The organism is Mesorhizobium sp. AR07 (genome assembly GCF_024746815.1).
In the GTDB taxonomy this organism is placed as follows: Bacteria; Pseudomonadota; Alphaproteobacteria; order Rhizobiales; family Rhizobiaceae; genus Mesorhizobium.
The window spans coordinates 154,138-177,414 of sequence record NZ_CP080525.1 but is presented as its reverse complement, the minus strand read 5'-3'; the positions used below and the strand labels follow the sequence as shown (position 1 = coordinate 177,414).

Genomic DNA, 23,277 nt, shown 5'->3' with positions numbered 1-23,277 from the left:
TGCCCTGCGAGGAAGGTAACGAGCTGTGGGCCGGCGCACAAGCTGGGGCGATTGGCGTAATTTCCCTCCTCGTGGGCAGGGCAATCGTAGATAGAAAGCCCGAGGCTTCCACTCTACGATATACCCCCACCCCTGCCCCCTCCCCACTGTTTGGACCGGAGACATCGCGAACAGGTGTGCGAGGACATCGCGAACAGTTTTGCATGCTATCGAGCCATGGCATTGAGGTCGATGGTTTCTATTTTCTGGTGCCTGAACCAGGCGTCGAAGAGGCCGTCTGTTGCGGTCGGACGGAAGGCAACGGATTTTCCGGCGAAGGCTTTGCAGAGGCGCATTTTGCGGCCGAGAATAGAGACGAAGCCATGCTGCTGAACGCGGCGGATGAGATCGTCCTTGGCGTATTCGAACGGCTCGACAATTTCGCGATACTGGCGCTGCGAGGCCCGGTAGCGGTCGAGCGGCACGGCGCCGTCCAGCGCGTCGTGGGGACGCTGGGCGTTGTAGACATGGCGCCACTGGTCGAAGGCGTGCTGAGCCTTGGCGAGATCGGCGAAGGGTGGTCCCTGCAGCGCCTCGGCCTTGAGCGTTCGGTGGAAGCGCTCGTCCTTGCCGAGTGTCTGCGGGTGGCAAGGCCTGGAGTGGCTGACGGCGACGCTGGCCTCGATCAACCAGACCGTGAGCAGCGTGAAGTTGTTGCGGCCGCCATCGCCCCAGGGCGGGCCATTGTCGGTGGCGATGCGCCACGGCAGGCCATAGCGACGGAAGGCCTCGATCAGGCGCGTTTGCACGGTTTGGGTGGTCTGATCGGAGCAGGCCGACAGCACGATCGAGAAGCGCGAATGGTCGTCGAGCACGGTGAGCGGATGCAGCCGGCCGGTGCGCAGGGCGACATGGCCCTTGAAGTCCATCTGCCACAGATCGTTGGGGGCTTCGTGCTCGAAGCGGATGAAAGGCTGCGCCCCGCCGCCCTGCAATCCGAGCTCGATCCCGTTGCGGCGCAGGATGCCGGTCACCGTCGAGGGCGAAGGGGTGCCGATACCCTCGCGAGCGAGCACACGCGCGATCTTGCGCCCACCCCAGGCCGGATGCGCCGCACGCACCCAAAGGGCTGCCGCTTCGACCTCAGGGGCGCTGCGCCGTGGGCTCAAATGGGGCTGCCGCGAACGCTCCAAAAGCCCCGCATCGCCTTGCGCTCGATAGCGAGCGATCAGCTTGTGGGCCAACGTCCGGCCGATTCCGAAGCGCCGACACAACGCGCTCACATTCGCACCCGCCGCGCTCGCCAACCTGACGAATTCCAATTTCTGTTTCATCGCGCTGTTGTCCCCGAATGGCATCCCGAACCCCCTCGCGCAAAACGCGCAAAACTGTTCGCGATGTCTTCGCACACCTGTTCGCGATGTCTCCGGTCCAAACACCCACAAGGGGGAGGGAGACTTCCGTTGGCGCTGAACTCGGCAAATTACCCGCCTTCCGGCGCCAAAGAGGAAGTAAAGGTGCGCGGCAGCGTTCCCTCCCCCTTGTGGGGGTCCGAAGGACGGGCGAGACCCGTGGCTCGCCCGGTTGGTTAGGGTGGGGGTCCTTCTTCGCAAGAATCCATATGCGATTGCTCTGCCTTCGTGGGGGAGATTGGCAGCTCCACCGGCAACCCGTGCGCCCGGCGCGCCATCAGGCACTCGTCGTCGCCAGGCATGCAGGCGTGGCAGACATCCGGGCGGACTTCATAGATGCCGCAAGCGGTCGACTTGCCCACCTCGCCGGTGAGCGCCGAGCAGCGCGACCCCTCGCAGCGCATGCCCGACAGGTCGGCCGCCACATATTTTTCGGGGATGCGATCGAGCTGCGCGTCATCCTCGGTGGAAAAGCGCGGCCACTCGGGCGAATAGGAACAGCAGGCGCCGCAGCTCTGGCAGTCGAACAGAGGAGCGCTGCCGCGTTGCGACGACGACACGCTGGCAGTGGCAGCCAGGGCAAACAGCCCCGGCCCGGCAGGATTGCGGTCGGCGTCTTGCGGCAAGGCGCTATTTCTTCTTGGCCGCCTTGCGCGACGGCGCTTCGGCCGGCGACTTGAACAGATCGGTCGCGGCTTCAGCCGGTTCGCCGGCTTTCGGCGCCGCAACCGGCTTGGCCGGCTTGGCAGCGGCAACTGGCGTAGCAGCCTGGTCCTTGGCGGAGAATTTTATGGCCATGTCAGTCCTCGTCGGCGAAACGCGATGATGGTGCGCGCGGATTGCGCAAGCGGCCGATCAGCGCCGAAACCGCCGTGATGTTCATTTCTTCCGGTGACCAGTTCCTGACTTCCGCGATGTGGTGCGGCGCCAGCTCGCGATGCGTGCTGCCGCTGTAGGCGGCATCCTGATAGGTCACCCGCTCATGGGTCTTGGCGTCTTCGCGGACATATTCGATCAGGTAGTTCGGGCATTCGGCGCGACCGCGCACGCCGAGCCGCACCTGGGCATCGCCATGGGCGCGCTTGCAGCGCTCGAGCTTCTCAAGCACGCGCCGGACGTATTCGACCGGCTTGTTGAGGCCTTCGACCACATCGGCGATCGTCGAGTCGGCGGGGATCAGTTTCGGAGGCACGCGCTTGGTGGCCATCAGCGTCTTCCAGCGCGTTTCGGCAAAGCGGCGAGCGCGGCAGCCGCCGCCATCTCGTCAGCTTCCTTTTCCAGGCGCTGTTCGCGCAGGCGCGCGGTCTTGGCTTCCCGCGCCTCGCTGACGGCATCGCGCTCGGAATTGATGCGGTTGAGCGACATCGACTGGGTCTGCGTCTTGCTGAACAGGGACACGGGCTGATCAGGAGCTGTCTTCGAATTGGCGGTCAAAATCTTTCTCCTGTCAGGAGCCTGGTGCCGATAGTGCTTCGGTCACGACCAGGCACGAGGCAATAAGGCAGCGGATTCAAATTGCTTGAGCGTCCCTTAGCACGTTCAAGCCGACGCGCAGCGCACTTTCGGCGGCAAGACGCGCAAAATGAAAAAGGCCAGGCACCGCCTGACCTCCCATGAGAGCGCCGCGCATCCAGCGACATCCAGAAGGATGCACAGGGATGGATGCACAAAGAACGCCCTTCTCATGCGCATGACATGCCGTGGAAACTCAGGTCTCCGCGGCCATGCGCCCGAATTCGCCATTCACCGGTGCCAGTACATCCGTGGTCACCGGGAAAGCTGAATTCTGTTTTCAGGCCGCCTTCAACTGGTCGGCGGACATCTTGCCCGACTTGTTGTCGCGGACCATCTCGTAGCCGAGCTTCTGGCCTTCGACGATGTCGCGCATGCCGGCGCGCTCTACGGCCGAGATGTGGACAAAAACGTCGGCGGAGCCGTCGTCAGGCTGAATAAAACCAAAACCTTTGGTGGCGTTGAACCATTTAACTGTGCCGGTGCTCATGACGAACCCTTTCCATGGCAAATATTCGTTAATCGCCGTGCGAATGCACAACGATTTTTGTCTCGATTTTTGATGGGGAAGTTCGTCAAAGGCGCGCATGCGTGCGCGGATAACAAAAGTCGGTCAAACAAATATCGACGAATTCCTTCTACGCTTGTTTTGCAAGCGTGTCAAATCTTGTGTGGTTTGCACCCAATGGAGCGGCGCAAAGCCGGGGCCGGGGGACCAATATCAAGAGGGAGCCAATGGCAAAAAGCCTGCTGCGCGCGGAAGGGCACACGGCGTCCTTCTTTGGTGCCAAACTTACATCACGGCACTCATCATCGGCAGGATCTCGTAGCGGAAGCCCAACCCTGAACGGATCATCGGATCCCCCTCCGTCAGCGCCCTGACGCTAGCCTCATCGTCGGCACGCACGATGCCGAGCCCCCAGGGACCGGCGGGATCGGCGACCGGCCCAAACAGAATGACACCCCCCTCGCCCAGTTTGCTGCGCAGATAGTCCGAATGCTGCTTCATCAACGCCCTTTCTGGATCGGTCATGGTGAAGGCAAAGTCGGACCGAGGCGGGATCAGTCGGCAGTGGAACACCGCCTTTGGCTTGGCGCCCGCCTGATCACCGAGGAAGGTGGCCAGCCAACCGAGCACGCTCTCCCAGCCGAAGCCGTGATCGCGGCAGGCATCCTGGCGGGCACCGAACCCATCGTGGCGTAGAGTCAGCCGCGTTCCGGCATCGACCGCTTCGAGCGTATAGGTGACGGTGGTGACGTTGTCGCCGTCCCACGGCGCCTTCCATGTCAGCACCAGAAGATGCGGCGGCTCGACCTTGAGATATTCGCCCTGGACATGAAACTCCCGGCCGTCGGCGCCCATGCCCTCCGATCGCCACGCGCCACCTGGCCGCACGTCGGCGGTATGCCTGGTCGTCCGGTAAAGTTCGTCCGACCCCCACCAGAGCGGTATCTGGTCATCCGCCGTCAACGCGCGAAACACCCGCTCCGGTGGCACCGCGATCGTCACAGTGGCGAGAATTGAACCGGTCGAGACATCGGCGATGGCGCGCGGTTTGTCGTTGTTGGCCATCATTCGTTCTCCAGATAGGTTTTCAGATTGCCGAGACTCGCCTGCCAGAAGTCGCGATAGGGCAAGATCCAGTCGGCCACGTCCTTCAATTCCGCCGGCTCCAGCCGGTAAAGCCGCTCGCGGCCATGCTTCTGTTCAGAGACGACGCGCAGCTCGCGCAGAACCCTGAGATGCTTGGAGATTGCCGGCCGGCTCTGCGAAAAGGCCGAGGCGAGTTCGTTGACCGGCGCCGGACCTCGCCGCAAGCGGTCGAGGATGGCGCGGCGCGTCGGGTCGGCGATGGCACGGAAAACAGAATGGTCGGACTCAGCCTGCGGCATAATACGTATCCATTTGGTTACGTATTATGCCGATCCTTGGCTTTCGTCAACTCTGGCACAAGGTGGTGCTAGCGCTCCTGGTCGGTCGGCCTGATGACAATCTCGTTGACGTTGACTCGAGCCGGCTGACTGACCGCATAGTAGATGGCGGCGGCAACATCCTCGGCGGTCAGCGCTTCCATGGTGGCAAGGCGCTGGTCGAGGCCGGCCTTCGAGGCGGCATTGGTGATGTGGTCGCCGAGTTCGGTGCGCACCAGCCCGGGCTCGATGACGGTGACACGGACCTTGTCGGCATAGACTTCGCGGCGCAGCGACTCGGAAAAGCCGACGACGCCGAACTTCGTCGCCGCGTAGCCGCTGGCACCCGGATTGGCGACGCGGCCGGCGACCGAAGCGACATTGACGATATGCCCCTTGCCGGCCTTGAGATGCGGCAGCGCCGCCTTGGTAACGCCCATCAGCGCCAGCAGGTTGAGTTCGACCATATGGCGCCAATCGTCGAGTGTCGCCTCCGCGGCCGGCGACAGAAGCATCACCCCGGCATTGTTGACGAGGATGTCGAGCCGGCCCCATTCGGCCACCACCTTGTCGACCATGGCGATGACGTCGTCATTGCTGGTGACGTCGGCCTCGATGCGCAGCGCCGTGCCGCCGACCTTTTGAATGCGCGCGGCCAGTGTCTCGAGCCGATCGGCGCGGCGGGCAGCGATCGCCACCTTTGCTCCGGCAGCGGCCAGCGCCGAAGCCGTGGCTTCGCCGATACCCGACGAAGCGCCGGTGATGAGAGCGACCTTACCGGAAAGTGCGGAAGAAACGGTCATCGAAATCTCCAGAAACCTAGCCTCACCCGTCGTCTTTAGATAGGCCGCGCGAGCCGTTGCGGAAGAGGACCTAGCCTTGGTGCAGAAGGCCTATGGCGACGTCAGGACAAGGTCAAGAAGGCGTTCTGATCCCGCATCGAGGAACGGCTTTGGCTATCGGAAGAAGGCGGCCGCCAAGGCCGCCTTCTTCAGATGTTCCAGCCCTTGCTGAAAGCGTTGGTGAAGGCGACCTCGCCATGGTCGCCGGTTACCTCGCCCAGCGCCACGTCGATGCCGTCACTGGTCACCCTGGCGAGCGCGAAACCACCCATATAGGCAGCCTTCGGCTTGATGAGGTCGAGCCCGTCACGGCGGTAGATCAGCGACGTCTCGTGCTGGTGGCCATGGAAGATGGCGACGACATTGTAGCCTTTCAGAGCAGCCAGCAACGCCTGGCGGTCGGCTTCGCCCCACCAATGCGGGGCACCGGTGCCATCATCGTCGTAGGTCTTCTTGGCGGCATCCCACCTTTCCGTCGAAAATGTATCCCAGCCATAGTGCTGGAACAGGATGACCGGGCGGCCGTCCGCCGCGTAGGTTGCCAGATCCTGCTTCAGCCATGGCAGGCTGCTGTCGGCGCCATGGCCGGTGTCGCCGGCGAAGCGGTGCGTCTGGACGAGATGCAGGCCGCCCCAGTCCCATGAATAGCAATCGGTCTCGACGTCGTAGTCGGTGGCCGGCACCGGCGGTTTGAAGAAGACGCCGGCGCGGTGATTGACCTCGACATAGTCGCGCATTTCGCGCCGGTACCAGTCGACATGGTGCGGTGGGCCGTTCTGGTCGAGATCATGGTTGCCGAGCCCGACATAGACCGGCACGTGCACGCGATCGGTGCCGACGCCTTGCTGGTAGCGCTGGCTGAACTGGAGCAGTTGCGTGCCCTCGCTCGGCTGGGTGATCTGACCGCCACCATCGTCGGTGATGTCACCGCCGACGACAAGGCCGAGCGGCGTGCCTATGCGGCTGCCGGCCGAACGCAGGCCGGTGGCGATGCCGTTGATCTCGGCCGGCCATTCCTTGTCGCCGAGACCGTTCAGCGCGGCAACGTTGCGCAGCAGCGCGGCATCGGTCTTGCCCTCCATCTGGCAGTTGGGGCTCAAGCCGCTCGCCATGCGACAGGCATGGACATCGGCAATGAACAGGAAGGTGGCGTCGATGGGCTGAACGCTCTGCGCGGTCTGGCCAAGAGCCGGGCGCGACAACGCACCGGCCACGGCAAAACCCGCGGCCTGGGCCAGAAAGCCGCGTCGGGAAAACAAACCAGGCGAGCGGTGATTCATCATGAGGTGAATTTCAACACAAGCGGCGCCCGTCCGTCCAGTTTCCAGACTGCCTCAAAGGGCTCCGTATCGTCGCAGCACCCTGCGACGCCGCCTCGCTACCGGCTCGCCCTGGGGCGATGCAGGCTGGGAGGCGCCCCACTCCAACGCCGCCAGGCAATCGCGCAACGGGCCGGCATCCTGCGCCGTCTTGGCCATCGACATAGCGCCGGAATAAGTGGCCACGGCAAGGGCGGCAAAGCGCCGTGGGTCGGTGCCTTGCTCCCTGCCCGCCTGCTGATCGGCTTCGACTTTGTCGGCAATCGCCTGGCGCCACGCCGCAAAGATTGCGGCAAGGGCAGTCCGGAAATCCGGATCGGCAAGCGACAGTTCATGCGCCAGATTGTTGAGCGGGCAGCCACGCACGAAACCCTGCTGCTCCAGCCCGGCCGCGACGGCCTCGAACACCGCTCGCACGCCGTCGCGCGCCGACGCCGCCGCCAGCACCGGTGCGATCCATGTCTCCTCGACCGCTGCCGCCACGCGCTCCTCGATCACCGCCAGCGCCAGCGCCTTCTTGGTCGGGAAATGGTGATGCAGCGCGCCGCCGCTGACACCCGCAGCCGCCATCAGATCGCCGAGGCTGGAGGCGTGATAGCCGCGCGCCTGAAACGATTCTCCGGCGACATCGAGCACTTTGTTGCGCATGCCTTCGGGGTCGTTGATGCGTTTTCGGGCAAGCCGTGCCATCGCGAATCTCCCCTTCTCTCCTTGCGGGAGAAGGTGCCTGAACGAAATGAAGGCGGATCAGGTGCTCCAGCTTGGCACAGACGGCGCGCCGTCCAGCCCCCTCATCCGTCTTGGCGCCGCGCGCCAATCCACCTTCTCCACAAGGGAGAAGGCAGGGGAAGATAGCATATTGACAAAACAGGACAACCGGTCTGTTTATAAACAGGACGATCAACCTGTTTTGGAGAACGCGGATGAACCTGCCCCTGAATGTCGCGACGGAGCCGGCGGTGTCCGCCTCGCCTGTCGTCGAGTTGCGGCAGTACACACTGAAGCCCGGCAAGCGCGATGCACTCATCGACATCTTCGACAACAGGTTGATCGAGGGCCAGGAGGAGGCAGGAATGACCATCATCGGCCAGTTCCGGGATCTCGACCGTGCTGACATGTTCGTCTGGATGCGCGGCTTCGACGGCATGGACGCGCGCAAGGATGCGCTGACCGCCTTTTATGGCGGGCCGGTCTGGTCGGCGCACAGCAATGCGGCCAATGCGACAATGATCGATTCCGACGATGTCTTGCTGCTGAAGCCAGCAAGACCAGCCGCCGGCTTCGACCTCTCGGACTCACCGCGCGCAGGCTTGACCACTGACCAAAAGCCGAGCCGGAACAAGCCCCTGACGAGCATTGTAGTCATCCAGATTCATCATTTGCGGCCTGGCGCCGAGACCGATTTCACAAATCGCTTCGAGACAGAAATGGCGCCGCTGATGACGGCACCCGGCGCACGCCTTCTCGCTGCTTTCGTGACGGAACATGCCGAAAACAGCTTTCCGCGCCTGCCTGTGCGGGCCAGAGAAAACGTCTTTATCAGCGTCATGGGATTTGACAGCGCGGAAGCGCACGCCCGGCATGAGGCCGCACTCGCCGGCTCGCCGGCATGGCAAATGTTTTGGCAGGCGGCGCGGCCGGATCTCACCAGGCCATCCGAGACCTTGCGTCTCTCGCCGACATCGCGTTCGCGGCTTGGGCGGTGAACAAGGCGAACAGACCGAGGTCGAAGTTCATACCATGGGATAGGCCGATGGCTTGACCGCGGCCGCTAATATGCGGTGCTCTCGAGGGCAAAGGATCCTTCGGAGCGTCGAATGCGACTTCACAACAAGCGCGCGCTGGTTACTGGTGGGTCGGACGGCATCGGCCTTGCGATCGCCGAGGCCTTTTCGCGCGAAGGTGCGGACGTCCTGATCGTCGGCCGCGACGCCAAAAAGCTCGATGCTGCAGCCAAGCAACTCGGCGGCAGCGTCGAGACGCTGTCGGCCGACCTTGCTACATCAGCCTGCATCGCCGCCGTGGTCGGGCACGTGGAGAAATCCGGCCGGCCGCTCGACATCCTCGTCAACAATGCCGGGGTGGCTTTCCTGGTGCCGTTCGAGACCGTCAGCGAGGCGCAGTTTCAGCAATCCTTGGCGCTGAATGTGACGGCGGTGTTCTTCCTCAGCCAGGGCCTGCTGCCGCATCTCGCGGCCGGCGCTTCGGTGATCAACATCTCCTCCTATTTCGCCAACAAGATGATCCCGAAGCGGCCGTCGAGTCTCTATTCCCTGTCGAAGGGCGCGTTGAACTCGCTGACCAAATCGCTGGCCTTCGAACTCGGTCCGCGCGGCATCCGCGTCAACGCCATCGCGCCTGGCACTGTCGACACCGCCATGCGGCGCAGGACGGTCGACAACCTTCCGGTCGAGGCAAAGGCGGAGCTGAGCGCCTATGTAGAGCGCAGCTATCCGCTGGGCCGCATCGGCCGCCCCGACGATCTGGCCGGCATCGCGGTGTATCTCGCCAGCGACGAGGCGGTCTGGACCAGCGGCGGCATTTTTGCGATCGACGGCGGCTATACGGCTGGGTGAGCGTTCAACTCTCCTCTCAATGGTTTCAACCGATTTGCATCCGTCCCGCCCGCATTCTCCGCTTGAAGCCCTTTGTGCAACGCGATACGCCGTTGCCGACTTCGACAAGGAGAGACCCTGTGAGCACGCCAAAGACCAGAACCGAGACCGACACGTTCGGCCCCATCGAAGTCGCCGCCGACCGCTATTGGGGCGCGCAGGCGCAGCGTTCGCTCGGCAATTTCAAGATCGGCTGGGAAAAGCAGCCGGTGTCGATCGTGCGCGCGCTCGGCGTCGTCAAGCGGGCGGCGGCGGAAGCCAACATGGAGCTGAAGCGGCTCGACCCGGCCATCGGCAAGGTCATCGTCGAGGCGGCGCAAGAGGTCATCGACGGCAAGCTCAACGACCATTTCCCGCTGGTGGTCTGGCAGACCGGCTCGGGCACGCAGTCCAACATGAACGCCAACGAGGTGATCTCCAACCGGGCGATCGAAATGCTGGGCGGTGTCATGGGCTCGAAGAAGCCGGTGCATCCCAACGATCACGTCAATATGAGCCAGTCGTCGAACGACACCTATCCGACGGCGATGCACATCGCCTGCGCCGAGCGCATCGTGCACGACCTGCTGCCGGCGCTGAAGCATCTGCATAAGGCGCTGGACGCCAAGAGCCGGGCCTTCGCCCACATCATCAAGATCGGGCGTACCCACACGCAGGACGCGACGCCGCTGACGCTTGGCCAGGAATTCTCGGGCTATGCCGCGCAGGTCGCCTCGTCGATCAAGCGCATCGAGTTGACGCTGCCCGGCCTGCAGGAGCTGGCGCAGGGCGGCACTGCCGTCGGTACCGGCCTCAATGCACCCGTCGGCTTCGCCGAAAGGGTAGCGGACCGCATCGCTGCCATCACCGGCATCGCCTTCGTCACCGCGCCGAACAAGTTCGAGGCACTCGCTGCCCACGATTCCATGGTGTTTTCGCATGGCGCCATCAACGCCTGCGCCGCCGCCCTGTTCAAGATCGCCAACGACATCCGCTTCCTCGGTTCCGGCCCGCGTTCGGGCCTCGGCGAACTGTCGCTGCCGGAAAACGAACCGGGCTCGTCGATCATGCCTGGCAAGGTCAACCCGACCCAATGCGAGGCGATGACGCAGGTCTGCGTGCAGGTGTTCGGCAACAATGCCGCCCTCACCTTCGCCGGCAGCCAGGGCCATTTCGAGCTCAACGTCTACAATCCGCTGATGGCCTACAATTTCCTGCAGTCGGTGCAGCTGCTCTCCGATGCCTCAGTCTCCTTCACCGACAATTGTGTCGTCGGCATCGAGGCGCGGGAGGACAACATCAAAGCCGCGCTCGACCGCTCGCTTATGCTGGTGACGGCGCTGGCGCCGACCATCGGCTACGACAATGCCGCCAAGATCGCCAAGACCGCGCACAAGAACGGCACCACGCTGCGCGAGGAAGCGCTGGCGACCGGGCTGGTCAGCGAGGCCGACTACGAGCGCCTGGTGCGGCCGGAGGACATGACGCATCCGGGGTAAGATCGTGTTCGGCGGGAGAATTTCCTCCGCAACCGCATCCCCCGACATGAATTTCGCGCCTTTCGCCCGTTCACGGGAATGTACCGTCTGTGAACAATGTGTTGCCGGATCGATGGCTTTGGTGAACAGCCGGCTTCGTCTATCTGACTGGTCACTCAACCTATTCGGAGACCAGCCATGTCCACCAACACTTCATTCGCCGGCACCGGCGCCACGTCCAACGCCTCGGGCACGATCCTCGTCGGCCGCATCCTGTTGTCGATCCTGTTTATCCTGTCGGGCCTTGCCAAGCTGACCGCGATTTCCGGCACCGCGCAGTGGTTCGGCAGCATCGGCCTGCCGCTGCCGACGGTCGCTGCGGTCGGTTCGGGCCTGCTCGAATTCTTCGGCGGCCTCGCCATCCTGGTCGGTTTCCAGACCCGTATCGTAGCGATCGTGCTCGCTATCTTCACGCTCGCCGCCACCGCGATTGCGCACCTCAACTTCTCCGACCAGATCCAGATGCTGATGCTGCAGAAGAACCTCGGCCTCACCGGCGGCTTCCTGCTGCTGGCGGTGCTCGGCGCCGGCGCCTACTCGGTCGACGCCAAGCGCGGCTGAACCTTCCCTCCCAAGCCATGCAAACAAAAGCGGCGCGGAATTTTCCGCGCCGCTTTTTCGTTGTCAGTGCACAGATCCATCCATCTCGATCCGCCGGCCGGGATTTGCGCCCGCATCGCTGGTAGGATCGAGACATGGGGGAGCGGCCGGCTGATCGGCTGTGCCCGACGATCGACACCGGAGGTGACAAGCATGCCCCGCAACGCACTGCTTCTGCTTTCCCGGCTGCTGCTTGCCGTCCTGTTCGTGCCCTCCGGTCTCCAAGCGCTTTCCGACATTGCCGGCACGTCAGGCTATTTCGCCGGGCTCGGCCTGCCGCTGCCGACACTCGCCGCCTGGGGCACAGGCTTTTTCGAACTGATCGCCGGGCTGCTGATCCTGGTCGGTTTCCAGACCCGGATCTCCGCACTGCTGCTCGCCGCCTTCTGCATTGTCGCCGGTTTCACCGGCCATTACGGCCAGGGCGGCGGCGACGCGATGCTCACCTTCTTGCACCAGCAGATGCTGATGAAGGACATCGCCATATCAGGCGGTTTCCTGGCACTGGCGATGGCCGGGGCTGGCGCCTGGTCCATCGACGGGCGCGGTTCGGCGTAAGGCCTACTTCACCGAAACGCTCTATTTCACCGAAACGCCCTATTTCACCGAAACGCTTGGGCCGCCTTCGACGGCCAGCACCAGCCGGCGGTTGGTTATCCTTGCCAGTTGCGCCAGGCGCCCGGCCGGCCGTTCGCCGTAGAGATCGGCCAGCGACGCGGGCAAGACCAGCGCCAGCACGCCGTTGGCGCGCTGTTCCCATTTCAGCCTGGGCATGATGCCGGGCATCGAGGCCGTCAGCAGATAGACGACACGCATCATCGCCGCCAGCACCCGCGCTCGCTCCAGATAACGCGGCGTCGCCAGCGCCTTGATTTCGGGTGCGATGGATTCGTTGAAGATACCGTCATGACGGTAGGCGTTGGCCAGCGCCAGGAAGGCGCGGCCGGGATGGTCGACGCCGAAGAAGGACGCGTGCGCGATGATGTTGAGCGATTGCTTGCCGCGATATTCGGGATGCGCGCGCCAGCCGATATCGGCCAGCAATGCGGCGGCGTGGCGGTAGCGCGCCTCGTCCTCGGTCTCGTCGATGCCGAAGGCGGCAAAGGTCCTGGCGGTCCAGTCGACCAGCTCATGCGCATGGGTGACGGAGCGGGAGCGCAGCCGCGCGAGCTCCTCCGAAGCCGAAATCAGCGGATCGGCCTTCTGCTCGGCCTCGTCGAGCAGCGAATAGAGAAAGCCTTCGCGCACGCCGAGCGCCGAGACGATGATCTTCGACGGCTGCATCGCCGCCATGATCTCCTGCAGCACGATGGCGCCATAGGGCAGCAGCGAGCGGCGGTTCTTCGAGACGCCTTCGATGCCCTTGACCTTCTCGATCTCGCCCTTCGCCACTTGCCGGAGGAAGTTGGCGGCGCTTTCGATACCGATTTCGTAATGGTGCATCACGCCAAGCGGATAGTTCGTCATCTCCATGTGCAGCCGGGCAAGATTTCGCCAGGTGCCGCCGACGGCGTAGAAGGGCCTGTCCTGCCCGCCTTTCAACAACTTGGCCCTGGCCAGTTCATCGCGCGTGATCTTGGCCGCCTGGGTCAGCGAGTTCTTCGCCATGTCCTGCAGGCGCAGGCCGCCCAGCGGCAGCGTTATGCCGTCGCCGATCGCCTCGCCATTGACGTCGACCAGTTCGAGGCTGCCGCCGCCCAGATCACCGGCGATGCCATTGGCCGGATGGAAGCCGGAAATGACGCCGAGCGCCGAATAATGGGCTTCCTGACGCCCGCTGATCACACGGATCTCGGTCTTGAGCACGTCCTCGGCGCGACGGATGAAATCGGGACCATTGACCGCCTCGCGGGCGGCGGCGGTGGCCAGCACATACATATGCTCGGCGCCGGCCTGGTCGGAGAGCGCGCGAAAGCGGCGGAACTCCTCCATGGAGCGTGTCACCGCCTCGGGGTCGAGTTTGCCGGTCGAAACGATGCCGCGACCGAGACCGGCCAGCATCTTTTCGTTGAACAGCATGGTCGGCGAGCGCGCCAGCCCCTCATAGACGACGAGGCGGATCGAATTCGACCCGATGTCGATGATGGACAGCGGTCGGCGGTCCTGCAACCGGCCCTGGGAATCAGACAGCATCAGCTGGACGCTGCGGCGTTCTTCTTGCGACGCTTGAACTGCGCAATGCGTTTGGGCGCATGCGACTTCAGCGCGTCACCCCGTCCCGACAGGCTCGGATTGGTCATGAAGTATTCCTGCGCGTTGAACGGTTCCTCGCCCTCCTCCAGCACGACGCGCCGGGAGGTTCCATCAGCCAATACGTCGAAACTTTGCTGATTGTCCATGATGTTGCCCAGCATGATCTGGCCCAGGATCTGTTCATGCACAGTTGGATTGGTGATCGGCACCATGGTCTCGACGCGGCGGTCGAGATTGCGCGGCATGAGGTCGGCCGAAGAGATGTAGACAATGGCCTCATCCGAGGGCAGCCCATGGCCGTTGCCGAAGCAATAGATGCGGCTGTGTTCCAGAAAACGGCCGACGATCGATTTCACGCGGATGTTTTCCGACAGGCCCGGCACCTGTGGCCGCAGGCAGCAGATGCCGCGCACGACGAGGTCGATCTCGACGCCGGCGCGGCCGGCGTCATAGAGCGCGTCGATGATGATCGGGTCGACAAGCGCGTTCATCTTCATCCAGATGCGCGCCGGCCTCCCCTCCACCGCATGAGCAATTTCATCGGCAATATGCTTCAGGATGCGGCTTCTCAGCGTGAACGGCGAGATCGCCAGCCGCATTTCATCCGTCGGTTCGGCATAGCCGGTGATGAAATTGAACAGCTGGGCGACATCGCGGGCAATCGTCGGGTCGGTGGTGAAGAAGGACAGATCGGTGTAGATGCGCGCGGTCACCGGATGGTAGTTGCCGGTGCCGAGATGCACATAGTTGCGCAGCCTGCCGTCCTCGCGTCGCACCACCAGTGACATTTTCGCATGGGTTTTCAGTTCAAGGAAGCCGAACACGACCTGCACGCCGGCACGCTCGAGGTCGCGCGCCCAGCGGATGTTGGCTTCTTCGTCGAAACGCGCCTTGAGCTCGACCAGCGCGGTGACCGACTTGCCGGCCTCGGCCGCATCGACCAGCGCGCGCACGATCGGGCTGTCGTTGGAGGTGCGGTAAAGCGTCTGCTTGATCGCCACCACTTCCGGATCGGCCATCGCCTGGCGCAGGAACTGCACCACCACATCGAAGGATTCGTAGGGGTGATGGACCACGATGTCCTTCTCGCGGATGGCGGCGAAACAGTCGCCGCCATGCTCGCGGATGCGCTCGGGAAAGCGCGGATTGTAGGGCGTGAACTTGAGGTCGTCGCGGGGGACGGCGACGATCTCGGAAATCTGGCTGAGCGCCAGCGGCCCGGTCAGGACGCTGATGCGGCTCGACGACACGCCAAGCTCGCCGGCAACGAAGTCGCGCAGTTCCGCCGGCATCAGCCTGTCGAACTCGATGCGGATCACCGATCCGCGGCGGCGGCGCTTCAGCGCCGTCTCGAACAGGCGCACCAGATCCTCGGATTCCTCCTCGACCTCGATATCGCTGTCACGGATGATGCGGAATGTGCCGGAGCCCTTGACCTCATAGCCGGGGAACAGCTTGCCTATGTAGAGGCCGACCGCCTCCTCCAGCGGGATGAAGCGGACATGCTGCTTGCGGTCCGGCAGACGGATGAAACGCCTCAGCGCCACCGGCAGGCGCAACAGCGCGCTCATCTCTTCGCCGTTCTTGCGATGGCGCAATTGCAGCGCCATCGAGAAACCGAGATTGGGAATGAACGGGAACGGATGTGCCGGGTCGATCGACAGCGGCGTCAGCACCGGAAACACCTGCTCCTGGAAATGGTCTTCCAGCCAGACCTTTTCGTCCTTGGTCAGCGCATCGCGGGTGATGCTCTCGATGCCTTCCTTGTTGAGCAGCACAGTGAGCGCCGAAAGGCTCTTCTGCTGGTCTTCCTGCAGCCGCTCGACCTCCCGCAGCAGCTGCTCGAGTTGCTGTTCGGGGGTGCGGCCGTCAGGGCTCTTCAGCGTGATGCCCTCGCGCACCTGGCCGGCAAGACCGGCGACGCGAACCATGAAGAATTCGTCGAGATTGGCCGCCGAGATCGACAGGAAGCGGACACGCTCCAGCAGCGGATGATTGAGATTCAACGATTCCTCGAGAACGCGCCGGTTGAATTGCAGCCAGGAAAACTCCCGGTTGACGAAACGATCCGGGTTGCCACCCTCGGGGCGGGCCACCTCGACATTCACGAATTCGCTCTGCACCGGCTTCAGTTCGTTCATGATTCCTACTCTTCCCACCCGCTCAGCCGGTTAACCGGCTTAACTTATCCTCTGACAGGCTTTTGCGACAGTTTGATTTCATCGAACTTGCAAACAGACTTGATATGATCCAGATGCAGAAGAGACTGCGTTAAGGAGACGACGATGGCAGGCGGTTCCATTCCCCATTTTCAGAACGATGCGGGCCACCCGGCAATCGACATCGGCGTCAAGGAATTCATGTGCACGGGCGCCAACCCGCCTTTCGACCACCCGCACGTGTTTCTCGACATGGGCGGCGACAATGAGAAAGTCTGCCCCTACTGCTCGACGCTCTACCGCTATTCGCCAAAGCTGAAGGCGACGGAAACGCTGCCGGCCGGCTGTATCTACGTCGACCAGGCTGCCTGATTCTTTCGCGACAAGCCCGATGGACGACACGCGTTCCCGGCAAGTCGTCATCGCCGGGGCCGGCGTCGCCGGGTTGACCGCGGCACTTGCCTTCGCCGACCGCGGCTATGCCGTGCGGGTGTTCGAACAGGCGCAGCGCCTGGAAGCGGCAGGCGCCGGCATCCAGCTTTCTTCCAACGCGACACGCATTCTTCGCCAGCTTGGCGCGCTCGACCGGCTGCTGCCAGCAGCGGTGCGGCCGGAAGCGGTGGTGCTGAAGGACGCCGCGACGCTGCGCGAGTTGGCACGCGTGCCGCTAGGACAAACCGCCGAGACCCGCTGGCAGGCACCCTATCTCGTCGCTCACAGGGCCGATCTGCAGAGCGCGCTGACTGCGCGCGTTGCCGAGATGTCGAATATTGTTCTGACCACCGGGGCGCGCGTCAGCAGCGTTGCCAAAAGCAGCCATGGCGTCACCGTGGCTGCCGAGATGGCCGGCGAGACAGTCGAGGCTGCGGGCTTCCTGCTGGTCGGCGCCGATGGCGTCTGGTCATCGGTGCGCGGGCTTGTCGACACGCCCAAAGGGGCGCCATCAACAAGTCACTTTTCGGGCGAGCTGGCCTGGCGTGCCACAGTTCCCGCCGACAGCGCCGCCGGACAGGCCTTTGCCGCGATCGGTGCAACCAATTGCGTCACCACCTTCCTGCATCCCGGCTTCCACATGGTCGCTTATCCCGTCAGCAAGGGTGCCGCCTTCAATCTCGCCGCCTTCACCAAGGGTGAACGTATTGCCGAGGCCTGGTCCGGCAACGCAGACGCAAGGATTCTGACCAGCGCCCTGCGCGGTACTGCGGCAGCGCTTTCCCGATTGGTCGAGGAAGCCGGTCCGTGGACGGCATGGCCGATCCATACGGTCGACAGGAAACAGCCCTGGACGGCGCCGAGCATGGCGCTGATCGGCGATGCGGCGCATGCGATGACGCCGTTCGCGGCGCAAGGTGCCGCCATGGCGATCGAGGATGCCGCGACGCTTGCGAGTGCGATTGCCGACTTCCCCGCAGATCCCGCACAAGGTCTTCAAATCTGGGAGAACTGGCGACGGCCACGCGTCGCCAGGGTCGCTCGTCGCGGCGCCCTCAACCGCCTCGCCTGGCATGCCTCAGGTCCCGTGGCTATCGCCCGCAATCTGTTCCTGAAAATGCGCTCGCCGGACAAACTCGCCGCCGATCTCGACTGGCTTTATGGCTGGCAGGCGCCGGATCAGGACAAACAGGTTTGAAAATTAGATAGACTGGAGGGACAGCGCCCCCCTCTGTCCTGCCGGACATCTCCCCCACTTGGGGGGAGATTGGCAGCTTCGGTCGCTGCGCTTCGTCCTTCTCCGCTGGAGATTGGCGAAACCGACGGCGACGTCCGATCTCCCCCCTCGTGGGGGAGATGTCCGGCAGGACAGAGGGGGGCGCGAAGGAATGAGGCGATTGCAAGAGTTCTCTTGCTGGCAGCAGTGCCGATGCAGCTTAGTTATACAGCCGCATTGACAGCCCAAGCGAGACCGGCAGCGGATTCCACCAGCCGGTGCGCAGACCGGCGGTGCGCAAGGCCGCCGCGGTCCAGGTGTTGCAGCCGACCAGCGCGTTGAAATGGCCGTTGGCTTCATAGAAACCGTCGAACCTGGAATAGGCCGCGTCCGGCACACGAATCGGGCCTTCTACATCCCGCTGGAAACTCGCATCGATGAAATCGAGCAGCGCCGCAAAACGCTCCTCGCCGATGTCAAACCCGGCAACATCCGGATGCGGTTCGACGATGGCGCCGGCGACATCGACATGCATGACCGACGCGTCGAGGGTCAATGCCTTCATCACCGGAACAGCCCTGAGTTCGGACCACGTTGGCGTCTCAAGGTAGAACGCGCGGCCGCCCCAGCCGAAGACGATGTAGCGGACCTCCGGACTATCGGCCGGGATGCCAGCCTCGACCAGGAAATGGAAACGCTGGCGCACCCTGTCATCGACAGGGATGGCGATGTCGGTGTGGATCGGGTTCTTCAGCACCAGGATATGGCGCGTGGCGGGGTTGGCGGCAGCCGCCCGCCACAGCGGCCGCGGCACCAGAGTGCCCAGCGTCACGGTGAGCGCAACGACGATCAACAGAAGGCCTAGAAAACGTCCCAGCTTTTTCATGAATGGCGGCCTTGCAAACGCACCCCGGCGCGACACGAACCGCCCGCCTCTGCCCATCCATACGCAAAAGAGCCCGGCACTGTTTCAGCCGGGCTCTCTCTGGTTGTCAAAGGCCTAATGCAGGATCTGCGACAGGAACAGTTTTGTCCGCTCATGGCGGGGATGGTCGAAGAACTCGGCCGGCGTGTTCTGCTCGACGATCTGGCCCTGGTCCATGAAGATCACGCGGTTGGCGACCTTGCGGGCAAAGCCCATCTCGTGGGTAACGCACAGCATGGTCATGCCTTCTTCGGCAAGGCCAACCATCGTCTCCAGCACTTCCTTGATCATCTCCGGATCGAGCGCCGAGGTCGGCTCATCGAACAGCATGATGCGCGGGTTCATGCACAGCGAGCGGGCGATCGCCACGCGCTGCTGCTGGCCGCCGGAGAGCTGGCCGGGATATTTGTTGGCCTGTTCCGGGATCTTGACGCGCCTGAGGAAATGCATGGCGATTTCCTCGGCCTGCTTCTTCGGCGTCTTGCGCACCCAGATCGGCGCCAGCGTGCAGTTCTCCAGAATGGTCAGATGCGGGAACAGGTTGAAGTGCTGGAACACCATGCCGACCTCGCGGCGCACCTCGTCGATCTTCTTCAGATCGTTGGTCAGTTCCTTGCCGTCGACGATGATCTTGCCCTTCTGGTGCTCTTCCAGACGGTTGATGCAGCGGATCATCGTCGATTTGCCGGAGCCCGACGGGCCGCATATGACGATGCGCTCGCCGCGCATCACTTTCAGGTTGATGTCCTTCAGCACATGGAACTCGCCATACCATTTGTGCATGGCGATGATGTCGATGGCGACATCGGTGGTGGAAATCTGCATCTTGGCGGCGTTGACCTTGATCTCTTCCGCGCTGACGGCATTTTCGGTGGCCATGACAGGATCCCCTTGTTCTTTTGTTTAGCGTTTGTGGCCGGTGTCGAGTCGACGTTCGGTGTACATTGAATAGCGCGACATGCCGAAGCAGAACAGCCAGAAGACGAAGGCCGCGAAGATCAGGCCGGACTTGGCCGTCTGCGCCGTCGCCCAGTTGGCGTCGGAGAAGTTCTGCTTGACGATGCCGAGCAGGTCGAACATCGAAATGATCGTGACCAGGCTGGTGTCCTTGAACATGCCGATGAAGGTGTTGACGATGCCCGGGATGACCAGCTTCAGCGCCTGTGGCATGACGACGAAATACATCTTCTGCCAATAGCCGAGGCCGAGTGAATCGGCGCCTTCATACTGGCCTTTGGGAATCGCCTGCAGGCCGCCGCGCACCACTTCAGCCATATAGGCGGCGGCAAACAGCGACACGCCGATCAGCGCGCGCAGGTACTTGTCGAAGGTGACCCCCGGCGGCAGGAACAGCGGCAGCATGACGCTGGCCATGAACAGAACGGTGATCAGCGGAATGCCGCGTACGGCTTCGATGAAGATGACGCACAGCATCTTGACGATCGGCATCCTGGAGCGCCGGCCAAGCGCCAGCATGATGCCAAGCGGCAACGACACGACGATGGCCACGAAAGACAGCGACAATGTCACCAGCAAACCGCCCCAGCGCGCGGTCTCGACATGTTCGAGACCGAACACGCCCCCGACCAGCAGGAAGAACGACACGATGGGGAAAACGACGATCAGCAGCAGGGCGTTGAGGCCCTTGCGCGGCACGCTCGGCATCAGCATCGGCACCATAAGGACGACCAGCAATATCCCAACCAGGATCGGCCGCCAGCGCTCCTCGATCGGATAGGTGCCGAACATGAGCTGGCCGAATTTGGCGTTGACAAAGGCCCAGCAGGCACCGGACCAGCCGTCCGGCTGGATACCGCCTTGCGCCACCGTGGCGCATACGGTCCGGTTCGGTCCCGTCCACACAGCGTTGATGAAGGCCCAGTTGATGATCTGCGGCAGGATCATCACCACCAGCGCTATACCGACTATGGTCAGAATGGTGTCGCCCGCCGAGGCGATCAGGTTCTTGCGCACCCAGGCACTGAAGCCCACGACGCCGGCTGGCGCCGGCTGCGCCAGCGCCATTTCGGTGCGTACCCAGGACATATCATGTTCTTGCATGTCCCTACCTCTCCACCAGCGCCATTTTGGCGTTGAACCAGTTCATGAACAGCGAGGTCAGAAGGCTGATGGCCAGATAGATCACCATCATGATGACCACGCATTCCACCGCCTGGCCGGTCTGGTTGAGCACCGTGCCGGTCGTCGCCGTCAGGTCGGGATAGCCTATGGCGATGGCGAGCGAGGAATTCTTGGTCAGGTTGAGATACTGGCTGGCCAGCGGCGGAATGACGATGCGCATCGCCTGCGGCACGACCACCAGCCGCAACGCCTGGCCGGAGCGCAGGCCCAGCGCTGCCGAGGCCTCGCTCTGGCCCTTGGCGACGCCGCGAATGCCGGCGCGTACGATCTCGGCGATGAAGGCGGCGGTATAGAAGGACAGTGCCAGATAGAGCGACAGAAACTCCGGCTTGACGACGAAACCGCCGCTCAGGTTGAAGGTCGACTGCTTGGGAAAATCGAAGGTTACCGGAAAGCCGCTCAGCACATAGGCGAGCAGCGGCAGCCCGATAACCAGCGCCAGCGATGTCCAGAACACCGGGAATTGCTGGCCCGTCGCCATCTGCCGCTGCTTGGCCTTGCGGGCAACGAACCAGGACATGGCAATGCCGACAAGCAGACCCACCAGGATGAGCCAGGAGCCGTCGCCCCAGATGGCGCGCGGAAAATAGAAGCCGCGCTGGTTGAGAAAGGATCCGAAGGGCAGGTGGATGCTGTCGCGCGGCGCGGGCAGCACGGCCAGCACGCCGGAGTACCAGAAGAAGATGACCAGCAGCGGCGGAATGTTGCGGAACACCTCGACATAAACGGTGCAGATCTTCTGGATCAGCCAGTTTTTCGACAGCCGGCCGATGCCGACGATGAAACCGATGATTGTAGCGGTGATGATGCCGACAAACGCGACGATCAACGTGTTGATCAGGCCGACGACGATGGCCCGGCCATAGGTGGAGTCCGACGTATAGGCGATCGCCGAATCGGAAATGTCGAAGCCGGCGCGGCCCTTTAGAAAGGCGAAGCCGGAAGCAATGTGCAGGTTCGTCAGGTTGACGATGGTGTTGTGGACGATCCACCAGACGCCGGCCACCAGCAAGGCAACGACCAGGCATTGATAGAAAATGCTGCGGACTTTCGGATCGTTGATGAGAGAAGCACGACTTGGCTCCTCGCGAAGAACTTCCTGCGATGCCATGCGACCGTCCCCTGGAAAGAGAAACCGGAAGGCAGAGGATCTGCCTTCCGGATCACATTTCGATCAGCGGATCGGCGGAGCGTATTGCAGGCCGCCCTTGGTCCACAGCGCGTTGATGCCGCGGGCGATCTTCAGCGGGCTGCCCGAACCGACATTGCGTTCGAACATTTCGCCGTAGTTGCCGGTGGCCTTGACGATGTTGACGACCCAGTCATTGGAGACACCGAGATCGGTGCCGATCTTGGTGTCGGCTTCCTGGCCGAGCACGCGCTTGATCTCCGGGCTGGCCGAGTTCTTCATTTCATCGACATTGGCCTTGGTGATGCCGAGTTCTTCTGCCTGCAGCAGCGCGAAATAGGTCCACTTGACGATGTGGTACCACTGGTCGTCGCCCTGGCGAACGGCCGGTCCGAGCGGCTCCTTCGAGATGATCTCGGGCAGCACGACGTGGTCGGCCGGCGAGCCCAGCGTCAGACGAATGCCATAAAGGCCCGACTGATCGGTGGTGTAGACGTCGCAACGGCCGGCGTCATAAGCGGCGTTGACCTCTTCCAGCTTCTCGAAGACGACCGGGTTGTACTCCATCTTGTTGGCCTTGAAATAGTCGGCGAGATTGAGCTCGGTGGTCGTACCGCTCTGCACGCAGACGGCGGCGCCGGAAAGCTGCAGCGCGGAATTGACGCCCGGCAGCTTCTTGGCGTTGATCATGAAGCCCTGGCCGTCATAGTAGGTGACGCCGACGAAATTCAGGCCGAGCGCGGTGTCGCGGTTGATGGTCCAGGTGGTGTTGCGCGACAGGATGTCGACCTCGCCGGACTGCAGCGCGGTGAACCGCTCCTTGGCGCTGAGCGGGGTGAACTTGACCTTGGTGCCGTCACCAAAGACGGCGGCCGCGACAGCGCGGCAGAAATCCGCATCGATGCCTTGCCATTCACCCTTGTCGTCCGGCGCCGAGAAACCGGCCAGGCCGGTCGAGACGCCGCACTGGATGAAGCCTTTCGCCTTGACGGTGTCGAGCGTCGTTGCCGAGGCGGCCGACGCCATCAACCCGAGCGTGGCGGCGCCAAGAATGCCGATAGCAATATGTTTCATGACCCACAGACCCTTTTCTCTGTTTTTCAGGCAAACCCTGATCTTTTTCCCGTGTGAACGCAGCTCCCATCCCGGCCCATTCCCGGAACCCCGCATCGCAACCGACGCGCCGCCTCCCATTCACAAATGGCATCGAAGGCGATAATTCCCGTGAGGTCAAGGAAAATGACCGAATTTGAAAGAGTTTGAAAACCAGCGCCGGCAAATGCCTGAATTGCAGCCAAGGGCACCAGGAAATTAGCAAGCCGGGCAAACAAAATCGGCAAAGTCCGGTCGGCGCAGATCCGGACCATGCCAGCA

General features: G+C 63.0%; 26 protein-coding genes. 7 read left to right on the top strand and 19 right to left on the bottom strand.

The window, feature by feature from the left end; all coding sequences use genetic code 11:
• Positions 1-206: 206 nt before the first annotated feature.
• The 11 genes from BPNPMPFG_RS00975 to BPNPMPFG_RS00925 all read right to left on the bottom strand — a co-directional run bounded on the left by BPNPMPFG_RS00975 (position 207) and on the right by BPNPMPFG_RS00925 (position 7,665).
• The gene (locus tag BPNPMPFG_RS00975) at positions 207-1,337 is read right to left on the bottom strand and encodes an IS481 family transposase (RefSeq protein ID WP_413776790.1); all 1,131 of its coding nucleotides are present in this window, start codon (positions 1,335-1,337) and stop codon (positions 207-209) included.
• Between the two features lie 230 nt (positions 1,338-1,567).
• A complete protein-coding gene (locus BPNPMPFG_RS00970; RefSeq protein WP_258592823.1) occupies positions 1,568-2,017 on the bottom strand; it encodes a YkgJ family cysteine cluster protein in 450 nt (149 codons plus the stop codon).
• Positions 2,018-2,021: 4 nt separating this feature from the next.
• Positions 2,022-2,189 (bottom strand): hypothetical protein, encoded by a 168-nt coding sequence (locus BPNPMPFG_RS00965; RefSeq protein ID WP_258592822.1) that lies wholly within the window; start codon positions 2,187-2,189, stop codon positions 2,022-2,024.
• A 1-nt stretch (position 2,190) separates the two neighbouring features.
• On the bottom strand, positions 2,191-2,598 hold the full coding sequence (locus tag BPNPMPFG_RS00960; RefSeq protein WP_258592821.1) for a hypothetical protein: 408 nt from the start codon (positions 2,596-2,598) through the stop codon (positions 2,191-2,193).
• Positions 2,598-2,825, bottom strand: a complete 228-nt coding sequence (locus BPNPMPFG_RS00955) for a hypothetical protein (RefSeq protein ID WP_258592820.1) — start codon at positions 2,823-2,825, stop codon at positions 2,598-2,600. The genes BPNPMPFG_RS00960 and BPNPMPFG_RS00955 overlap by 1 nt, the downstream gene beginning before the upstream one ends.
• Before the next feature lie 358 nt (positions 2,826-3,183).
• Positions 3,184-3,393, bottom strand: coding sequence for a cold-shock protein (locus BPNPMPFG_RS00950; RefSeq protein WP_010915421.1), 210 nt, complete (start codon positions 3,391-3,393; stop codon positions 3,184-3,186).
• A gap of 303 nt (positions 3,394-3,696) precedes the next feature.
• Positions 3,697-4,479, bottom strand: a complete 783-nt coding sequence (locus BPNPMPFG_RS00945) for an SRPBCC domain-containing protein (RefSeq protein ID WP_258592819.1) — start codon at positions 4,477-4,479, stop codon at positions 3,697-3,699.
• The gene (locus tag BPNPMPFG_RS00940; protein WP_258592818.1) at positions 4,476-4,796 is read right to left on the bottom strand and encodes an ArsR/SmtB family transcription factor; all 321 of its coding nucleotides are present in this window, start codon (positions 4,794-4,796) and stop codon (positions 4,476-4,478) included. The genes BPNPMPFG_RS00945 and BPNPMPFG_RS00940 overlap by 4 nt, the downstream gene beginning before the upstream one ends.
• A gap of 68 nt (positions 4,797-4,864) precedes the next feature.
• The gene (locus BPNPMPFG_RS00935; protein WP_258592817.1) at positions 4,865-5,617 is read right to left on the bottom strand and encodes an SDR family NAD(P)-dependent oxidoreductase; all 753 of its coding nucleotides are present in this window, start codon (positions 5,615-5,617) and stop codon (positions 4,865-4,867) included.
• Positions 5,618-5,805: 188 nt separating this feature from the next.
• Positions 5,806-6,939, bottom strand: coding sequence for a metallophosphoesterase (locus BPNPMPFG_RS00930; protein WP_258592816.1), 1,134 nt, complete (start codon positions 6,937-6,939; stop codon positions 5,806-5,808).
• Positions 6,940-6,990: 51 nt separating this feature from the next.
• Positions 6,991-7,665 carry a TetR/AcrR family transcriptional regulator gene (locus tag BPNPMPFG_RS00925; RefSeq protein WP_258592815.1) on the bottom strand — a complete coding sequence of 225 codons (675 nt, stop codon included), beginning with the start codon at positions 7,663-7,665 and terminating at the stop codon, positions 6,991-6,993.
• A gap of 233 nt (positions 7,666-7,898) precedes the next feature.
• Between BPNPMPFG_RS00925 and BPNPMPFG_RS00920 the strand changes: the two genes are divergently transcribed.
• From BPNPMPFG_RS00920 to BPNPMPFG_RS00900, 5 genes are all read left to right on the top strand, one after another.
• Positions 7,899-8,681: an NIPSNAP family protein gene (locus tag BPNPMPFG_RS00920; protein WP_258592814.1), complete on the top strand. Its 783-nt coding sequence runs from the start codon at positions 7,899-7,901 to the stop codon at positions 8,679-8,681.
• A 111-nt stretch (positions 8,682-8,792) separates the two neighbouring features.
• Complete coding sequence (locus tag BPNPMPFG_RS00915; protein ID WP_258592813.1) at positions 8,793-9,551, top strand: SDR family NAD(P)-dependent oxidoreductase; 759 nt, start codon at positions 8,793-8,795, stop codon at positions 9,549-9,551.
• A 119-nt stretch (positions 9,552-9,670) separates the two neighbouring features.
• Entirely contained in the window at positions 9,671-11,068 is a 1,398-nt protein-coding gene (gene fumC / locus BPNPMPFG_RS00910; protein WP_258592812.1) for a class II fumarate hydratase, read from the top strand.
• 177 nt (positions 11,069-11,245) lie between these two features.
• Entirely contained in the window at positions 11,246-11,668 is a 423-nt protein-coding gene (locus tag BPNPMPFG_RS00905; protein WP_258592811.1) for a DoxX family protein, read from the top strand.
• Positions 11,669-11,860: 192 nt separating this feature from the next.
• Positions 11,861-12,265, top strand: a complete 405-nt coding sequence (locus BPNPMPFG_RS00900) for a DoxX family protein (protein WP_258592810.1) — start codon at positions 11,861-11,863, stop codon at positions 12,263-12,265.
• A gap of 39 nt (positions 12,266-12,304) precedes the next feature.
• Here BPNPMPFG_RS00900 and ppx read toward each other — a convergent pair whose 3' ends face one another.
• Positions 12,305-13,840, bottom strand: a complete 1,536-nt coding sequence (gene ppx, locus BPNPMPFG_RS00895; RefSeq protein ID WP_258592809.1) for an exopolyphosphatase — start codon at positions 13,838-13,840, stop codon at positions 12,305-12,307.
• Positions 13,840-16,041 (bottom strand): RNA degradosome polyphosphate kinase, encoded by a 2,202-nt coding sequence (locus BPNPMPFG_RS00890; RefSeq protein WP_258592808.1) that lies wholly within the window; start codon positions 16,039-16,041, stop codon positions 13,840-13,842. Before BPNPMPFG_RS00890 ends, ppx begins: the two co-directional genes overlap by 1 nt.
• A gap of 144 nt (positions 16,042-16,185) precedes the next feature.
• Here BPNPMPFG_RS00890 and BPNPMPFG_RS00885 point away from each other — a divergent pair, with 144 nt between their 5' ends.
• Both BPNPMPFG_RS00885 and BPNPMPFG_RS00880 read left to right on the top strand, forming a co-directional pair.
• Entirely contained in the window at positions 16,186-16,431 is a 246-nt protein-coding gene (locus BPNPMPFG_RS00885) for a zinc-finger domain-containing protein (protein ID WP_258592807.1), read from the top strand.
• 19 nt (positions 16,432-16,450) lie between these two features.
• Complete coding sequence (locus BPNPMPFG_RS00880) at positions 16,451-17,689, top strand: FAD-dependent monooxygenase (RefSeq protein ID WP_258592806.1); 1,239 nt, start codon at positions 16,451-16,453, stop codon at positions 17,687-17,689.
• A 238-nt stretch (positions 17,690-17,927) separates the two neighbouring features.
• Here BPNPMPFG_RS00880 and BPNPMPFG_RS00875 read toward each other — a convergent pair whose 3' ends face one another.
• From BPNPMPFG_RS00875 to BPNPMPFG_RS00850, 6 genes are all read right to left on the bottom strand, one after another.
• The gene (locus tag BPNPMPFG_RS00875) at positions 17,928-18,593 is read right to left on the bottom strand and encodes a TIGR02117 family protein (protein WP_258592805.1); all 666 of its coding nucleotides are present in this window, start codon (positions 18,591-18,593) and stop codon (positions 17,928-17,930) included.
• Positions 18,594-18,707: 114 nt separating this feature from the next.
• Positions 18,708-19,457, bottom strand: a complete 750-nt coding sequence (locus tag BPNPMPFG_RS00870; protein ID WP_258597028.1) for an amino acid ABC transporter ATP-binding protein — start codon at positions 19,455-19,457, stop codon at positions 18,708-18,710.
• 78 nt (positions 19,458-19,535) lie between these two features.
• Positions 19,536-20,693, bottom strand: coding sequence for an amino acid ABC transporter permease (locus BPNPMPFG_RS00865; protein WP_258592804.1), 1,158 nt, complete (start codon positions 20,691-20,693; stop codon positions 19,536-19,538).
• Between the two features lie 4 nt (positions 20,694-20,697).
• The gene (locus tag BPNPMPFG_RS00860; protein WP_258592803.1) at positions 20,698-21,885 is read right to left on the bottom strand and encodes an amino acid ABC transporter permease; all 1,188 of its coding nucleotides are present in this window, start codon (positions 21,883-21,885) and stop codon (positions 20,698-20,700) included.
• A 63-nt stretch (positions 21,886-21,948) separates the two neighbouring features.
• Complete coding sequence (locus BPNPMPFG_RS00855) at positions 21,949-22,977, bottom strand: amino acid ABC transporter substrate-binding protein (RefSeq protein ID WP_258592802.1); 1,029 nt, start codon at positions 22,975-22,977, stop codon at positions 21,949-21,951.
• Positions 22,978-23,003: 26 nt separating this feature from the next.
• Complete coding sequence (locus BPNPMPFG_RS00850) at positions 23,004-23,270, bottom strand: hypothetical protein (protein WP_258592801.1); 267 nt, start codon at positions 23,268-23,270, stop codon at positions 23,004-23,006.
• Positions 23,271-23,277 lie beyond the last annotated feature (7 nt).

Coding starts and splice junctions, on each gene's coding strand:
- BPNPMPFG_RS00880 (WP_258592806.1), top strand. CDS start 16,451: ATGGACGACACGCGTTCCCGGCAAGTCGTCATCGCCGGGGCCGGCGTC.
- BPNPMPFG_RS00920 (WP_258592814.1), top strand. CDS start 7,899: ATGAACCTGCCCCTGAATGTCGCGACGGAGCCGGCGGTGTCCGCCTCG.
- BPNPMPFG_RS00975 (WP_413776790.1), bottom strand. CDS start 1,337: ATGCCATTCGGGGACAACAGCGCGATGAAACAGAAATTGGAATTCGTC.
- BPNPMPFG_RS00905 (WP_258592811.1), top strand. CDS start 11,246: ATGTCCACCAACACTTCATTCGCCGGCACCGGCGCCACGTCCAACGCC.
- BPNPMPFG_RS00960 (WP_258592821.1), bottom strand. CDS start 2,598: ATGGCCACCAAGCGCGTGCCTCCGAAACTGATCCCCGCCGACTCGACG.
- BPNPMPFG_RS00885 (WP_258592807.1), top strand. CDS start 16,186: ATGGCAGGCGGTTCCATTCCCCATTTTCAGAACGATGCGGGCCACCCG.
- BPNPMPFG_RS00940 (WP_258592818.1), bottom strand. CDS start 4,796: ATGCCGCAGGCTGAGTCCGACCATTCTGTTTTCCGTGCCATCGCCGAC.
- BPNPMPFG_RS00935 (WP_258592817.1), bottom strand. CDS start 5,617: ATGACCGTTTCTTCCGCACTTTCCGGTAAGGTCGCTCTCATCACCGGC.
- BPNPMPFG_RS00930 (WP_258592816.1), bottom strand. CDS start 6,939: ATGATGAATCACCGCTCGCCTGGTTTGTTTTCCCGACGCGGCTTTCTG.
- ppx (WP_258592809.1), bottom strand. CDS start 13,840: ATGCTGTCTGATTCCCAGGGCCGGTTGCAGGACCGCCGACCGCTGTCC.
- BPNPMPFG_RS00945 (WP_258592819.1), bottom strand. CDS start 4,479: ATGATGGCCAACAACGACAAACCGCGCGCCATCGCCGATGTCTCGACC.
- BPNPMPFG_RS00965 (WP_258592822.1), bottom strand. CDS start 2,189: ATGGCCATAAAATTCTCCGCCAAGGACCAGGCTGCTACGCCAGTTGCC.
- BPNPMPFG_RS00860 (WP_258592803.1), bottom strand. CDS start 21,885: ATGGCATCGCAGGAAGTTCTTCGCGAGGAGCCAAGTCGTGCTTCTCTC.
- BPNPMPFG_RS00950 (WP_010915421.1), bottom strand. CDS start 3,393: ATGAGCACCGGCACAGTTAAATGGTTCAACGCCACCAAAGGTTTTGGT.
- BPNPMPFG_RS00855 (WP_258592802.1), bottom strand. CDS start 22,977: ATGAAACATATTGCTATCGGCATTCTTGGCGCCGCCACGCTCGGGTTG.
- BPNPMPFG_RS00900 (WP_258592810.1), top strand. CDS start 11,861: ATGCCCCGCAACGCACTGCTTCTGCTTTCCCGGCTGCTGCTTGCCGTC.
- BPNPMPFG_RS00850 (WP_258592801.1), bottom strand. CDS start 23,270: ATGGTCCGGATCTGCGCCGACCGGACTTTGCCGATTTTGTTTGCCCGG.
- BPNPMPFG_RS00875 (WP_258592805.1), bottom strand. CDS start 18,593: ATGAAAAAGCTGGGACGTTTTCTAGGCCTTCTGTTGATCGTCGTTGCG.
- BPNPMPFG_RS00890 (WP_258592808.1), bottom strand. CDS start 16,041: ATGAACGAACTGAAGCCGGTGCAGAGCGAATTCGTGAATGTCGAGGTG.
- BPNPMPFG_RS00865 (WP_258592804.1), bottom strand. CDS start 20,693: ATGCAAGAACATGATATGTCCTGGGTACGCACCGAAATGGCGCTGGCG.
- BPNPMPFG_RS00870 (WP_258597028.1), bottom strand. CDS start 19,457: ATGCAGATTTCCACCACCGATGTCGCCATCGACATCATCGCCATGCAC.
- BPNPMPFG_RS00915 (WP_258592813.1), top strand. CDS start 8,793: ATGCGACTTCACAACAAGCGCGCGCTGGTTACTGGTGGGTCGGACGGC.
- BPNPMPFG_RS00925 (WP_258592815.1), bottom strand. CDS start 7,665: ATGGCACGGCTTGCCCGAAAACGCATCAACGACCCCGAAGGCATGCGC.